13 protein-coding genes are annotated in these 12,519 nt (G+C 67.9%); 12 read left to right on the top strand and 1 reads right to left on the bottom strand.

Features of this window, described 5'->3' with window-relative positions; all coding sequences use genetic code 11:
* Positions 1-36 precede the first annotated feature (36 nt).
* The 8 genes from OH768_RS48180 to OH768_RS48145 all read left to right on the top strand — a co-directional run bounded on the left by OH768_RS48180 (position 37) and on the right by OH768_RS48145 (position 6,391).
* Complete coding sequence (locus tag OH768_RS48180; protein ID WP_406463423.1) at positions 37-552, top strand: NUDIX domain-containing protein; 516 nt, start codon at positions 37-39, stop codon at positions 550-552.
* 159 nt (positions 553-711) lie between these two features.
* A complete protein-coding gene (locus OH768_RS48175; RefSeq protein ID WP_406463422.1) occupies positions 712-885 on the top strand; it encodes a hypothetical protein in 174 nt (57 codons plus the stop codon).
* A 244-nt stretch (positions 886-1,129) separates the two neighbouring features.
* A complete protein-coding gene (locus OH768_RS48170) occupies positions 1,130-2,152 on the top strand; it encodes a thymidylate synthase (RefSeq protein ID WP_406463421.1) in 1,023 nt (340 codons plus the stop codon).
* A complete protein-coding gene (locus OH768_RS48165) occupies positions 2,110-3,198 on the top strand; it encodes a nucleoside-diphosphate kinase (protein WP_406463420.1) in 1,089 nt (362 codons plus the stop codon). Before OH768_RS48170 ends, OH768_RS48165 begins: the two co-directional genes overlap by 43 nt.
* Positions 3,199-3,220: 22 nt before the next feature.
* Positions 3,221-4,414, top strand: a complete 1,194-nt coding sequence (locus OH768_RS48160; RefSeq protein ID WP_406463418.1) for a radical SAM protein — start codon at positions 3,221-3,223, stop codon at positions 4,412-4,414.
* The gene (locus tag OH768_RS48155) at positions 4,411-5,016 is read left to right on the top strand and encodes an exonuclease domain-containing protein (protein ID WP_406463417.1); all 606 of its coding nucleotides are present in this window, start codon (positions 4,411-4,413) and stop codon (positions 5,014-5,016) included. The genes OH768_RS48160 and OH768_RS48155 overlap by 4 nt, the downstream gene beginning before the upstream one ends.
* Complete coding sequence (locus OH768_RS48150) at positions 5,013-5,609, top strand: AAA family ATPase (RefSeq protein ID WP_406463416.1); 597 nt, start codon at positions 5,013-5,015, stop codon at positions 5,607-5,609. The genes OH768_RS48155 and OH768_RS48150 overlap by 4 nt, the downstream gene beginning before the upstream one ends.
* Complete coding sequence (locus OH768_RS48145) at positions 5,606-6,391, top strand: aldo/keto reductase (protein WP_406463415.1); 786 nt, start codon at positions 5,606-5,608, stop codon at positions 6,389-6,391. The genes OH768_RS48150 and OH768_RS48145 overlap by 4 nt, the downstream gene beginning before the upstream one ends.
* Before the next feature lie 823 nt (positions 6,392-7,214).
* On the opposite strand, the gene OH768_RS48140 is transcribed toward OH768_RS48145, so the two are convergent.
* On the bottom strand, positions 7,215-8,024 hold the full coding sequence (locus OH768_RS48140) for a helix-turn-helix domain-containing protein (RefSeq protein ID WP_406463414.1): 810 nt from the start codon (positions 8,022-8,024) through the stop codon (positions 7,215-7,217).
* Positions 8,025-8,351: 327 nt separating this feature from the next.
* On the opposite strand from OH768_RS48140, the gene OH768_RS48135 reads away from it, so the two are divergent.
* The 4 genes from OH768_RS48135 (at position 8,352) to OH768_RS48120 (ending at position 12,511) form a co-directional block, all read left to right on the top strand.
* On the top strand, positions 8,352-9,029 hold the full coding sequence (locus OH768_RS48135) for an SDR family NAD(P)-dependent oxidoreductase (protein WP_406463413.1): 678 nt from the start codon (positions 8,352-8,354) through the stop codon (positions 9,027-9,029).
* A gap of 1,077 nt (positions 9,030-10,106) precedes the next feature.
* On the top strand, positions 10,107-11,012 hold the full coding sequence (locus OH768_RS48130) for a helix-turn-helix domain-containing protein (protein ID WP_406463412.1): 906 nt from the start codon (positions 10,107-10,109) through the stop codon (positions 11,010-11,012).
* Between the two features lie 5 nt (positions 11,013-11,017).
* Positions 11,018-11,710 carry a hypothetical protein gene (locus tag OH768_RS48125; RefSeq protein WP_406463410.1) on the top strand — a complete coding sequence of 231 codons (693 nt, stop codon included), beginning with the start codon at positions 11,018-11,020 and terminating at the stop codon, positions 11,708-11,710.
* A gap of 147 nt (positions 11,711-11,857) precedes the next feature.
* The gene (locus OH768_RS48120) at positions 11,858-12,511 is read left to right on the top strand and encodes a WhiB family transcriptional regulator (RefSeq protein WP_406463409.1); all 654 of its coding nucleotides are present in this window, start codon (positions 11,858-11,860) and stop codon (positions 12,509-12,511) included.
* The last annotated feature ends 8 nt before the right edge of the window (positions 12,512-12,519 follow it).

The following is a 12,519-nucleotide window of genomic DNA, read 5'->3' as shown; positions in this document are numbered from 1 at the left end:
AGAAGCGGCTCCGAAAACGCTGACCAGAGGAGAGGCATGCATAAAGACACTGACTTCACGAATCCGCCCCGTCGTCGTACGGGGGCACTCGCCATCATCCGGGACGAGGCCGGGGCGGTGCTGATGGTGCAGAAGGGCTACAAGGACGGAGCCTTTGGACTGCCCGGCGGTTGCGCGAACGGGGACGAGGCACCGCACCTGGCCTGCGCGCGGGAGGTGCGCGAGGAAACGGGTCTGATCATCACGCCAGGACGGTTCCTCGCGGTGGATTACGTTCCACGCAACGAGGAGACCGGGGCGACAGAGGGACTGAACCTCGTCTACGACCTCGGCACAGTGCCGAGCGACACCCAGGTAGTCCTACCCGAAGCGGCCCCTGGTGAACAGCCGGAGCTGATCGGGTATCGGTTCGTACTTCTCCACCAGCTGGGCGAAGTGGCCGGGGCGCACACCGAGCGGCGTATTCGAGCCGCGGTCGCGGTACTGGAAGACCCGTCCCTGCACCCGGCGTATCTCGTGGAAGGCCGACCGGTCCCGGCCGACGCGTCATGAACTTCTGTCCCCTGTCTGCGAAGACCCGGGTGCCCCGCCCAGGGCGGAAGGCCTGCAACAGGGGACGGACTGCCAAGACCCCATCCCGACCGTCCCCTTGAGACGGCCGGCGGCCGGAGCGATCCCCGATGAGAACCGAGCAGAGAAAGAGTGCAACGCGTGACGAGCAATAAGAAGTCCACGGTCAGAGCCGCGATGGCCCAGATCAATCGGGACACCAAGGACAACCCCCACCCGAAGTCGACGAACACCCAAGGGGCTCTCTCGGACCGACACGTCCGCGCTCACACACCCGACAGCCTCTACGGCGACGACGCAACCACTACCGAGTAACCGGCAACCGGAAGCCGCACCACCGCTGACCACGACCGTGCAACAGAGGGCTGACGCCCGCGCCGTCAAGTTCGTCGACGCTGCTGGCGTCGGCCGGGTCGCCACGTCGCCCACCCCGTTGGCAGTCCCGCTCCTGACCCCCGTGCGCGGCAACCCCGTTCTCATCCACTGCCGCACGCGGGTTCAACTCCCGCTCACTGAACTCCACTTGACGCTTTTCTGTTCTCACGATCTGGAGAGTGCTTTGCTCACAGCATCGATCTTCGACAGCGTCGAAGGTGCTTACATCGCTCTGCTGCGACTTACAACCGAGCAGCCAGAGCACCGGATTGACGCACGCGGCAACGCCGCCCGTGAAGTGATCGGGGTCAGTTTCCGACTCACGGATCCCCGTCAGCGTCTCCCGTATCTGGCCGAGCGCCGGGCGAATCCGGTGTTTCAGTTCGCCGAGGCTCTGTGGTACCTCGCCGGCCGCCGGGACCTGGAGATGATCGGCTACTACTCGACGTCCATGCACGCCAGCAGCGCCGACGGCATCCGTCTCGGCGGGTCCGCCTACGGGCATGCGCTGTTCAGCCCGATCCGTGGCGGCCGGTCTCAGTTCGACCAGGTGGTGACGTTGCTGCTCAACGAGGCCGACAGCAAACGCGGCTACCTGCCGGTGTTCGCGGCGAAGGAACTCGACGACCTCGACAACCCCGACGTCGCGTGTCTGGCCGGCTTGCACCTGCTCTTGCGCGACGGGCAACTGCACATGGTGTGCAACATGCGGGCGAACGACCTTGATTGCGGCCTGCTGTCCGACGTCTTCTCCTTCACGATGATCCACGAGTACGCCGCGATCCAACTCGGCCTGGAGCTGGGGACGTACACGCACACGATCGGGTCCGCCCACGTCAACGACAGCGACGCCGAGCGTGTTGAGCGAGTCCTGGAGGAGGCGGACTCCCGGCCGGCACCGCTGTCCTTCGCGTTCCCGGCGATGCCGCGGAACACCGGGGCTTCCACCATCGCGGACGTCCTGCACCACGAACACGTGCTCCGTACGAACCGTCGCCGCTACAGCGCCGAGCACATCACGAGCCTGGACCTGGATCCGTATTGGCAGCAGGTAGTGCTGCTGTTCGAGCTGTACCGGCAGGTTCAGCACGAACAGACCACGGCATTCGACCCGGATGTCCTGGCCGCGCTCGAACCCAACCTGCGCTGGCTCATGGAACGCAAGTGGCCGCACTTCGTGGCGAGTTCGGGCGGCGGTTCCCGGTGAGCGGCGGCCGGCCGATGAGCGGCACGGTCGTCGAAGGCATCGACTTCGACCGCTGGGCGGTCATCCTCTGCAAGCCCGACGCGGTGGCCCGCGGCCTTGTCGAACAAATCCTTGAGCGGATCTCCGCTGCGGGCGTCGCGATCTCGGGCCGTCTGGACCTGATCACCGAGACGTGGCAACCGCACGTCGTCTACCGGGATCTCCTCGCCGACACCGGGCGCCGCCATCTCCCCGACCTGCCGATGTGGATCGATGCCGCGTTCGCGGACCGGCACGTCACCGTGGCGCTCGCGCACGGTGAACCCGGCCTCCATGCCCGACTGCGGCAGCTGATCGGGCACACCGATCCGTCCCGGGCGGCCACCGGCACGATCCGCGGCGACCTGGGCGACGACAGCCTCACCGCGGCCGGGGAGGAACAGCGTCTCGTACGCAACCTCATCCACACCAGCGACGACGCGGCCAGCGCCCGCCGGGAGTACGGGACGTGGTACGGACCGGGCCGCCGCCTGCAGACCGCCGACTTCGACCGCTGCTCGGTGATCCTGTGCAAGCCGGACGCCGTCGAACGCGGTCTCACCGACGCCGTCCTGGCGCGGATCGAGGCCGCCGGCTGCACGATCGCGAGCCGCCGCACCGTCGCCGTCCAGGCGTGGCAGGTCCATGTGCACTACTGGGATCTCCTCGTTGACGCGGACCACTTCCCCGACCGGGACATCCCCGCCTGCCTGGACGACGTCTACGCGGGCAAGGCCGTGACCGTCGCCCTCGCCTACGGCGAGCCCGACATCCACCTCCAACTACGCCAGCTGATCGGCCACTTCGACCCACTGCGGGCCGCCCCCGGCACGATCCGCGGCGACCTCGGCCACGACAGCCTGGAGCGCGCCCTCGACGAGAAGCGCCTCGTCCACAACCTGGTGCACACCTCCGACGACGCCGGTGCTGCCCGCCGCGACTTCGGCACCTGGTTCGGCGCCGACCGCCGCGACCTGCTCACCGTTCCCGCCCACATTCCCGCTCAGCCCACGTCCGCCGACCGCTGAACACGCCTGTGTGGAGATCCTGATGACCGTTCCCGTCGTACCGCGCCGCCGCCTGCTCCCGCTCCTGACGGAGGAGCAGATCGGTGAGTTGAAGCCCGCGCTCGCCGACGTGATCGAGTACCGCAAGTCGGGGTTGTCGCTGAACCACATCGTCGGCTGCCCGCTGGAGTGCGGCTACTGCGTGCGCCACGAGTTCGACAACTTCGGCATGAAGACACCCAAGCGCCTGATGAGCGACGAAGCCGCCGTCGCCGCCCTGGTCGGCCATCGCTACTTCCGGCCGCACCGGACTCCGATCCAGCTGTTCAACCGGGCGACCGACCCGATGCTGCCCGTGGTCAAGCCGCACCTGTTCGCCGTCTTGCGCGATCTCGACGACCGCGGCCTGACCAACCACGTCCTGGTCATCACCCGGTGGCGCGTGAGCGCCGAAGACTGCGCCGTCCTCAACTCCTACACGAACCTGCGCCTGACCATCCTGGTGACGCACTCCGGCATCGACGACCCGGCCATCGAACCGGTCAACTCCACCTACGCGGCCGACAGCCTGCGCATGCTGTTCGAGCACGCCGACCGCTACCGGACCGTCTTGTACTGGCGGCCGATCGTGCCGGGTCTCAACGACTCCGACGAACACCTGGAGCAGGCCCGCGAACTGTCCCTGCACGCCCATGCCACCGTGTTCACAGGGCTGTTCTTCCGCGACGAGATCAGGGCCTACTACGAGGCGCACGGCCTGCCGATGCCGTACGGCGGGACGGCACGGCGGAAGATCATGCCGGAGCTGGCCGAGCAGCGGATCATGGAGGCGTATGCGTCCCGGGATGAGCCCGGCGGCGCCCCGTGGGGGACCTTGTTCCTCAAGACGAGCTGCGGCGTCGCCTACGCGCACCGTGAGGCCGACTACAACGGCCACTTCGGCATCCAGGAACTGTGCCTCATCTGCCCGCCCGAGCAGATCGCCTTGTGTAAGAGGGCCTGGGTCAAGCCTGATCTGGTGGAGGTCACCCGGCAGTCGCGCGCCCTGGGGGCGATCGGCGACGTTGAGATCAACGAGCGTGCCATCGTCGTCGAGGGACTGGACGAACCGCCCCGCTACTACCTCCAGCACGGCTTCGGCTACCAGTGCCACGACCGCAACAAACCCCATCTCTACCGCCAGCACGGCCGGGCCCCCATCGGCTGGGAGGCGGAGAACGGACCCACCACACCATGAACTTCGCCTCCTGGCCCACGCTGCTCGTCGTCGACGTCGAGGGCAACGGCACCAACCCGCCCGACCTCGTCGAGATCGCCGCCCTGCCTGTCCACGCCGGCACCCCAGACACCTCCACGGCCGGGGCCTGGCTGATTCGCCCCGAACGGCCCGTCACCCCGCGCGCGGCCGGCATTCACGGCCTGACCAACGAGTTCCTCGCCGATAGGCCCGTCTGGGCTCAACTCGCCGACGAGGTAGGCAAGTTCCTTGGGCAGGACTGGATCTGCGCCCACAACGCCCACGTCGACTACCGGGAACTGCACCGCCACCTCCCCGCATGGCAGCCGGCCGGGGTCATCGACACCCTGCGCCTGGCCCGGGCGACCTACACCAACCTGTCGTCCTACACCCTGGACGCCCTGATCAAGCACGTGGGGCCGGACCTGTCGCAGGTCCCGCGGGTCGGTCGGCACCGCGCGACCTACGACGCGTATGTCACCGCCCAACTCCTGCTCGCCATGGCCCAGCACTACGCGAGCTGGGACCAGCTGATCGCCGCGGCCGTGCCTCCCGGCCTGCCCGGCGCTCCCGAACCAGAAGAGGACCCCACCCTGTGGTGACCACCGACCAGCCCATCCGTATCGGTGTGCTCGGCACCCACTCCACCGGCAAGACCACACTCCTGAAGCGCATCGAGATGGAACTGCGCGCCGAAGGAATCACCGTGGGACGCACCGGCCGTCTCGGAAAGCGCGCCGCGGCGGTCGGCCTGCCCAAGATGCAGCACCACACCGCCCAGTCCGCCGAGTGGATCATCACGCAGGGCATTGCCGACGAGATCGCCGCCGTGGCGCAGGGTGCCGAGGTCGTCCTTCTTGACCGGGCCGCCCATGACGCCGTCGCCTACTTCCACGCCGCGCTGGAATACCGCGGTGAGACGGCTCCCCGGATGGAACGCGAACGTCTCCTCATGCTCGCTGCCACCCAACTTCCCAAGTACCACCTGCTGTTGGCGACGATCCTCGACGAGAGCGTGCCCGTCGACACCCGCCACGACTACGACCCCCGCTACCGGCGCCTCGTCGATCATCACGTGCACGAGCTCCTGGACCGCGACGACATCCCACACCTTCGGGTCCACAGCGATCCCGACAGCCAGGCCCACATCGTCGACGAAGCCATACGGAGCTGCCTGGCGGAGGCCCTCGTATGACATCCACATCCGCGCTGCCCGGGGGCACGATCACCATCGCCGGGAAGACCGTCTCCCGCCTCGGCTTCGGCACCATGAGCCTGACCGGTCCCGGAACGTGGGGCGAGCCCGCAGACCGTGAGACCGCGCTCAGTATCGTGCGTCAGGCTGTGCACACGTACGGCATCAGCCACATCGACACCGCCGACGCGTACGGCCCCCACACTGCCGAGCAGTTGATCCGTGACGCGCTCTACCCGTACCCGGAACACGTGCTGATCGCCACGAAGATCGGCTTGGTGCGCCCCGGACCAGGTCAGTGGATACCCCTCGGCAACCCCTACTACCTGCGGGCCTGCGCGGAAGCAAGCCTGCGCCGACTGCGAGTCGAGCGGCTGGAGTTGTGCTACCTGCACCGCATCGACCCCGAGATCGCACTCGATGACCAGATCGCCGTTCTGAGGGCGCTGCAGGACGAGGGCAAGATCGGGCACATCGGCCTGTCCAAGGTCACCCCCGAGGTCATCCATCTGGTGGGCAAGGACCTGACCGTCGCCGCTGTGCAGAACGTCTTCAACACCACCGACCGCTTCGACGATGCGGTGGAGGTGTGCGGCGAACTCCGCATTCCGTACGTGGCCTACCGGCCGCTCGACGCCGGCCTCCTCGCCCGGACGAACGGGCCGGCCGCACCCCTGCAATGGCTCCTTGACCACGGCAGCCACATCGCTCCCATTCCCAGCACCAGCCAGCCGAGCCACCTCGCCGAGATCGTGGCAACGGTACAACGGGGCTCGCGTTGATGCCCGCCACCTCCGCGATAGCCGCACAGCGCAGAGCCGCCTATGAGGACTGGCGGCCCCCGGTCGTCGGCATCGCACTCTTGATGCCGGTCGGCGCGGACTGCCTCGCTGTCGCCGACCTGCGCGGGATGCTCATGTTGCCCGTCGGAGACGTCCGCGTGGGGCAGTCCCCGGAGGAGGCGGCTCAGCGGGTACTTGCATCGCGCGAAGGCCTCCCCCTCCTTCGCCGAGTTGTCGTGGATCGGGTGCAGACACGCCGACGGAAGGTCATCACCCACGTGTTGGCCTCCGCGCCGATGACCTGTGCGGCCGCTGACAACATGGCCTACCGCGACCCCCGGGCCGACGTGCGCGTCATCCCTACCGTGCAGTTCATCGGAGAAGTGCGGCCCGAGCCCAGGCTGAGGATTCTCGTTGCTCTGCAAGCCCTCGCCACGGGTACGACAGCCTGTATCGAAGACGGTGTTGTGCTAGATAGAAGCCCGCCTGTAAACAATGCTGCGGCGCAGTCTTCGCTTTGGACACCGCCCACCCGTCCAACGGTTCGACAGCGAAGGCGCTGAAATGGCCGAGAATCGCTGGGAGTTCAGCGCGATAGAAGATCTCTCTGCAAGCCCAGGCCACGTACCTGATCAGGCTGATTCTCCGTCATCTCTCTGTAGCGGAAACGGCTTTCAAGCAGAGTCGGGACGGCAGTAGCGCCGCGCAGATGCGAGATATACGCGCACTGTCACCAACCTCGCCGCCTCATATTCTCCTCGACCGCCGAGCCACAGCTCCGACAGCCGAATCAATCGATGACTAAGACCACGGAAGCCAATACCTAGTTGCTCGATACCGCCTCTGCGGGCGTGACAACCATGAGGCGACACGAGGGAAGTTCGTCGGGTGTTCCCGCCATGAACCGGACGGCGAACTCCTGGTCCCCTCGGCCCGCGAGGTAGAGGCGGCGGGGTTGTTCCGATGCCGGGTGGGTGATGGCGGGCAGGTCGCGTGCATCCCAGAGCTTGCGTGCGGTCGGGTCTGCGCGGACGGTTTCGACCACGGCCCGCATGCGCTCGTCGGTGCGCCACTCTTCGGCGTGCACGCGCAGCTGCGCCATCATGGGCTTGGCCCACTCCTCTTCCCAGTTGACGAGCTGGGTGCGCGCCTCAGGCCAGGCGAGGGCCCACTCCATGACGTTGAGGCCGTACTGCATCCACGGGAAATACTCCAGGGTCTTGGCGTTGTAGGCCAAGAGATCCCAGCGGTAGTCATTGAGGTAGAGGGCCCAGGTGCGACTCTCCTCGATGAAGGCGCGGAACGCGTCGGGAAGTAGAGCTCCGAGATGGCTGACGGGGGCGGCTGCAGGGGCGTGGCCGCGGGTGACGCGGTAAACGATGTCCCATTCCTCGTCGGTCAGGTCGAGAATGCGCCGCACGGCCTGGAGAAACGCATCGCTGTAGTTGGCTGGGCGCCCAGCCTCCAGACTGCCGTACCAGCGACGGCTGACGCCGGCCAGGTGGGCCACCTGCGCCTGCGTGATTCCGGAAGGTTGATGCGCCCCGAAAGCCGCTTCAAAGCCTGGGATGTCTGATGTGTCACGGCGCGCCCGCGCTTGCTGCAGAATGCGGGTGACGATCAGGTTCTGCATCTCATTCTCATTCGTAACGCTTACATAACGACGGGCACTGAGACCCAGGTCACATTGCCCACATATTCACGACCCCTTTTCCTCGCTGGCCGCTCAACGCATCACGGCCCGCTCGTAAGGGAGTTGGCGCCAAACGCCGTGTCCAACATTCGGAACACGGTGCCCCTGCACCGGGCAATGGGAACTGTCAGTTCCCATCCCCAGGATAAGCACAAGCTTTGCGTTCCCTTGAATGGCGTAGCGACGTCTTACTGTCACTGGCACCGCCGCGGCGAGGCGATCTCCGCAACGGCGAACCAAGCCAGCTGACTCGCGTAAAGGATCTTCATGTCGCGCTCTGTTCTGATCACCGGCGGAAACCATGGAATCGGGCACGCTGCGGCCTGCGCATTCCTCCGGCGCGGCGATCACGTCGCGTTCACCCACTACACCGAGAGCGCCTCCTTCGATCTCGTCCACGACGGAGCCCTGCCCGTGTACTGCGACATCACCGATCCCGAACAGGTCGAGAGTGCCTTCAAGGAGGTCGAGGCCGACCAGGGGCCGGTCGAGGTTCTGGTGATCAACGCCGGCATCACCCGGGACAACCCGCTGCGCACGCCCGAGCAGGACTTCGACGCGGTCCTGGGCGCGCCCCTCACGGCCTCTTACCGGCTGGCCAGGCGTGCCGCCCGCGACATGTTGAAGGCCAAGCGCGGCCGGATCATCCTCGTGCCCTCGGCCATCGGACTGAAGGACGCAGCACAGCCCGACTACGCCGCTTCCATGGCGGGCCTTGCCGACTTCGGCCGCTCGCTGGCCAGGGAGATCGGCCATAGCACGGTCACCGTGAGCATCGTGACCCCGGGCCCGACCGGCACCGCCATGGCCGGTGACGTTCCGCTGGGCCAGATCGGGACTCCGGAGGAAATCGCCTCGGCCATCGCCATCCTGGTCGGTGAGGAAGCCGCCTTCGACACCGGCGTCAGGGTGCCGGTCGGCGGCGGCATCTCCATGGGGCACTAGTCCTCCTCCCCCAACGACCGCCTGCGCCGCCTTGTGCTCTACCGCCGGCCGGGCAGATCAGGACGCACGATGTGGTGCTCAGAGTTCTTTCGGCGGACGGAACCCCGCCACACCCGCCTCCCTGCACGACCGGCACCGGGTGGTCGTCTGCCGGCGTTTGGTGCACCACCCGTGCCAGGAGCCGGTGACACAGATGCTCAACCCACCGCCGCACCTCTGGCCGTCCACTCCTTCGCGATGCCAACCGTGATCATCACCGACATGTCGCTGCCCGCCCTCATCATGCCCGTGGGCGGATGGCCGGCTCTGCGCCCCCGAGCCCACGTCGAAACGGCGCGGTCGCCTGCGTCAACGGTCCAGGCCGCCGTCCTGGCTAACGGCTGCTGTCCTGACAGTGGCTGGCGGTTAGCGCCAACTAAATCCACGTAGCGGGTGCCTCCGAACACGCCGCCACGTCCGGCGACACCGAACTCGTCCTGTTCGACTCCGCCTTGCGTTGTGGCGCGAGACACAAGGAGGCGCGGTGAAGGCCATCTCCGAGTACGTCGGGGCAATCACTCCGCTGCCGGAGTCGCAGCACGCCGCCTCCACCGGTAGGTACAGGTGCCGCTGTCCTCGACTACGACTTGTAGAGAGTCCTTTAGCAAGGTCTGGATCTTGCCGCAAGGCCTGCATATGTTCGTCGTCCCTCGCCGGGCACTCAGCCTGGCAGCAGACGACGCTAGGAGCCATATGCGGAACGTGCGATCCAGCCGGGTGAGTTAGCCCCGAAGACAGCGACGGCGCCCAGGGAGTAGTAGCTCCCGGACGCCGAACGCCAAATGGCACTCCTGCCCCGGCAAGGGCGGAGATTTACCCACCTTCACCGCACCGGCCCTTCCACGGGGCACACCGGCGCGGGTTTCACCACGGAGGAGAGTCCCACATGCCGCCTGCCCTGCGCAAAGGGCTGGTATCCCCGGCTCGTGCGGCAGCCGTCCTCGCTTCACTGCCCGGTTCCCCGACCCCGAACCGGTCGCTCAGGGCCCTCGCGCCGGAGCCGGCCTCCGGCGCCCGCCCCGTCTGGGCGGTGACCCGATGAGCCGGGAATCCCGCGAATGGGTGTGGGAGTACAGCGCGAGCCGCGGCAACGCGCGCTTGGTCCTGCTGTCGATCGCTGACCGGATACCGGACGAGCAGTGCGTCGCCTGGGCGTCGCTCACCTCGTTGATGAAGCGCACGAACGCAAGCCGTAACACCGTGCGCGATGCCTTGGTCACGCTGGCCGAGGTCGGCGAGCTGGAGGTGCTCGAAGACCTCGACGGCCCACGGCACAGCACCGTCTACCGGCTGCCGCGTACCGCTGCGTGGTTGGCCAAGGTCGCTGTCGCCCGCAAGGACGACCCCGAGGCGTACGTCGAGGCCCCGGCCGAGTCCGATCCGGTGCCCGCGCTGGACATCGAGCGGCTGCGCAGGCACGGCATCTGGCCCAGGACCGGGTCGAAATCCGACCCCCGCCATCCAAATGTGACCGGGTCGGAATCTGCACCCCCTCGTCGGATTCCGACCCCAGCCCGGGTCGAAATCCGACCCCCCTCCGGGTCTGAACCTGACCCCCAGAACCGTAGTGAACCGAAGGTGAACCGTAGGTACAGCAGCAGTGGTGCTGCCGACCTCACCTCCGCCGCCGACTGGCAGGTCGACGACGCGAGCCTGTCCTGGACTCAGCAGCAGGGACATCTCACTCGCCTCGGCGAGCACGGCCTCCAGGCAGCCGACGCGAAGTGGCGCCACCACCGCGCTGCCTGGAGCCCTCGCCCCACTGCCACCTGGGCTGCCGACTGGCGGGCCTGGATCGCCCGCGAGCACAGCCCAACCCCCCAGCGACCGAACCTCTACGCCCTGCCCGGCGGCACCTCCGCGCCGCAGGCCGGCATGACCCGCGCCGACGCGCACATGGCCGCCCTGCTCGCCGCCGTCGACGAACCGACTGGAACGGAGTAACTACCTTGGACCGCCGCGAAGTTGCTGCCGTACTCACCTACGTCGGCCGCCTGGACCCACGCACCATCCGCACCGACGCGGGCGAGGCCCGCGACCAGCTCGCCATGTGGCACGAGCTGCTCGGCGACGTCCCGATAGCCACCGCCCAGGGCTGGGACGTCCGTGAGACCGTCCGCAAGCGCATCGTGAGTTCGCCGTACCCGATCCTGCCAGCCGACGTGGCCCGCGAATGGCAGGCGTACCGCCGTGACCGCGTGGCCCGGCACACCGACCCGACGCCCATGGCCGACCCGGACAATCCGCACGCCTGGAGGGCCGAGCTACTTGCGGCGCGCGACGCCGTGGCTGCCGGGCAGGCCGCTCCCTCGCCGCACCGTGGAATCACTGCCGGGCGATACCGGCCAGGTCTCAAGGACCAGCTGGCCGCTGTCGGCTCTTACATCCCGCCCGCCGTACGCGCCGAGCTGGCCCCCTACCGACCGGCCCGCGCCAGCCGCGACGCCGCCATCGCTGCCGGAGGCCCCGACGTCCTCGGCGTCCCGTGCGACTGGTGTCACGCTCCCGAGGGCGAGCCCTGCCGCCGTCGGCGCCTCACCCTCGATGGCACCGCACGGGGCAGCGCACCGCGCACCACGGCCCATCCCGGCCGAATTGACCGCGCCCAAGCGGTGCAGGCCTGGCAGGCATCCGCCGTCTGACCGTCGCCCGCTTCTCCACCGAAACGTTCCGCCTGCGGTACGGCTCCACGCCGTACCCCGAGCCCGCCTCGACGCCGACACGCCGCACCCCGTCCGCCACTGGCGCCGTGTGTCCCGCACCCGCCGAGGCGACTTCCGGAGACTGCCTTGCGCCACATCACCACCAACACCACCCCCACCCCGACCATCCGGGGCATCGCCGACCACAGCTGGCAGGCCCACGGCCGGTGCCATGGTCTGCCGGCCAAGGAGATCGACGAGCTGTTCTTCCACGCGGCCCGCGACCGCGCGGCCATCGACGCGGCCAAGGCGATCTGCGGCGGCTGCCTGGTGAAGAAGGCGTGCTTCGACTACGCCCTCGACAACGAGATCCGCCAGGGCATGTGGGGCGGGCTCACCGAGGACGAGCGCCGCCCCTGGCACGCCCGGGTCAACAAGCGCCTGGACTACGCCCGGGTCAAGGCCGCCTTCGAAGGCCGTGACGTCCACCTCAGTGACGCCGAGCGCGAAGCCGTCACCCGCCACGCCTACGTGCGCGGATGGAGTCCCGAGCGCCTCGCCTACGCCCTGCGGCTCGACAACCTCGACTGGGCTCGCGACCTGATGCGCAACGCCGCCCACGCCGTTGCCGACCGCGACCGCTACTGGGGCCAAGCCGAACCGGAAGCGGCCACCGACGACGAGTACGCCGAGGACGAAGACGCCTCGGATGAGGACTCCGAAGACGCCGTTTCCCCGGTGCAGGTGCCCCGCCAGGCGCAGACTCACGCCCTGATCGCCGCTCTCCGAAAGGCCGCATGACTCACCCC

The sequence above is a fragment of the Streptomyces sp. NBC_01622 genome, assembly GCF_045209635.1.
Taxonomy (GTDB): Bacteria; Actinomycetota; Actinomycetes; order Streptomycetales; family Streptomycetaceae; genus Streptomyces.
Note: the sequence above shows the minus strand (reverse complement) of the source record. Positions and strands in the feature narration are given on the sequence as shown.

Coding starts and splice junctions, on each gene's coding strand:
- OH768_RS48180 (WP_406463423.1), top strand. CDS start 37: ATGCATAAAGACACTGACTTCACGAATCCGCCCCGTCGTCGTACGGGG.
- OH768_RS48160 (WP_406463418.1), top strand. CDS start 3,221: ATGACCGTTCCCGTCGTACCGCGCCGCCGCCTGCTCCCGCTCCTGACG.
- OH768_RS48155 (WP_406463417.1), top strand. CDS start 4,411: ATGAACTTCGCCTCCTGGCCCACGCTGCTCGTCGTCGACGTCGAGGGC.
- OH768_RS48145 (WP_406463415.1), top strand. CDS start 5,606: ATGACATCCACATCCGCGCTGCCCGGGGGCACGATCACCATCGCCGGG.
- OH768_RS48140 (WP_406463414.1), bottom strand. CDS start 8,024: ATGCAGAACCTGATCGTCACCCGCATTCTGCAGCAAGCGCGGGCGCGC.
- OH768_RS48135 (WP_406463413.1), top strand. CDS start 8,352: ATGTCGCGCTCTGTTCTGATCACCGGCGGAAACCATGGAATCGGGCAC.
- OH768_RS48130 (WP_406463412.1), top strand. CDS start 10,107: ATGAGCCGGGAATCCCGCGAATGGGTGTGGGAGTACAGCGCGAGCCGC.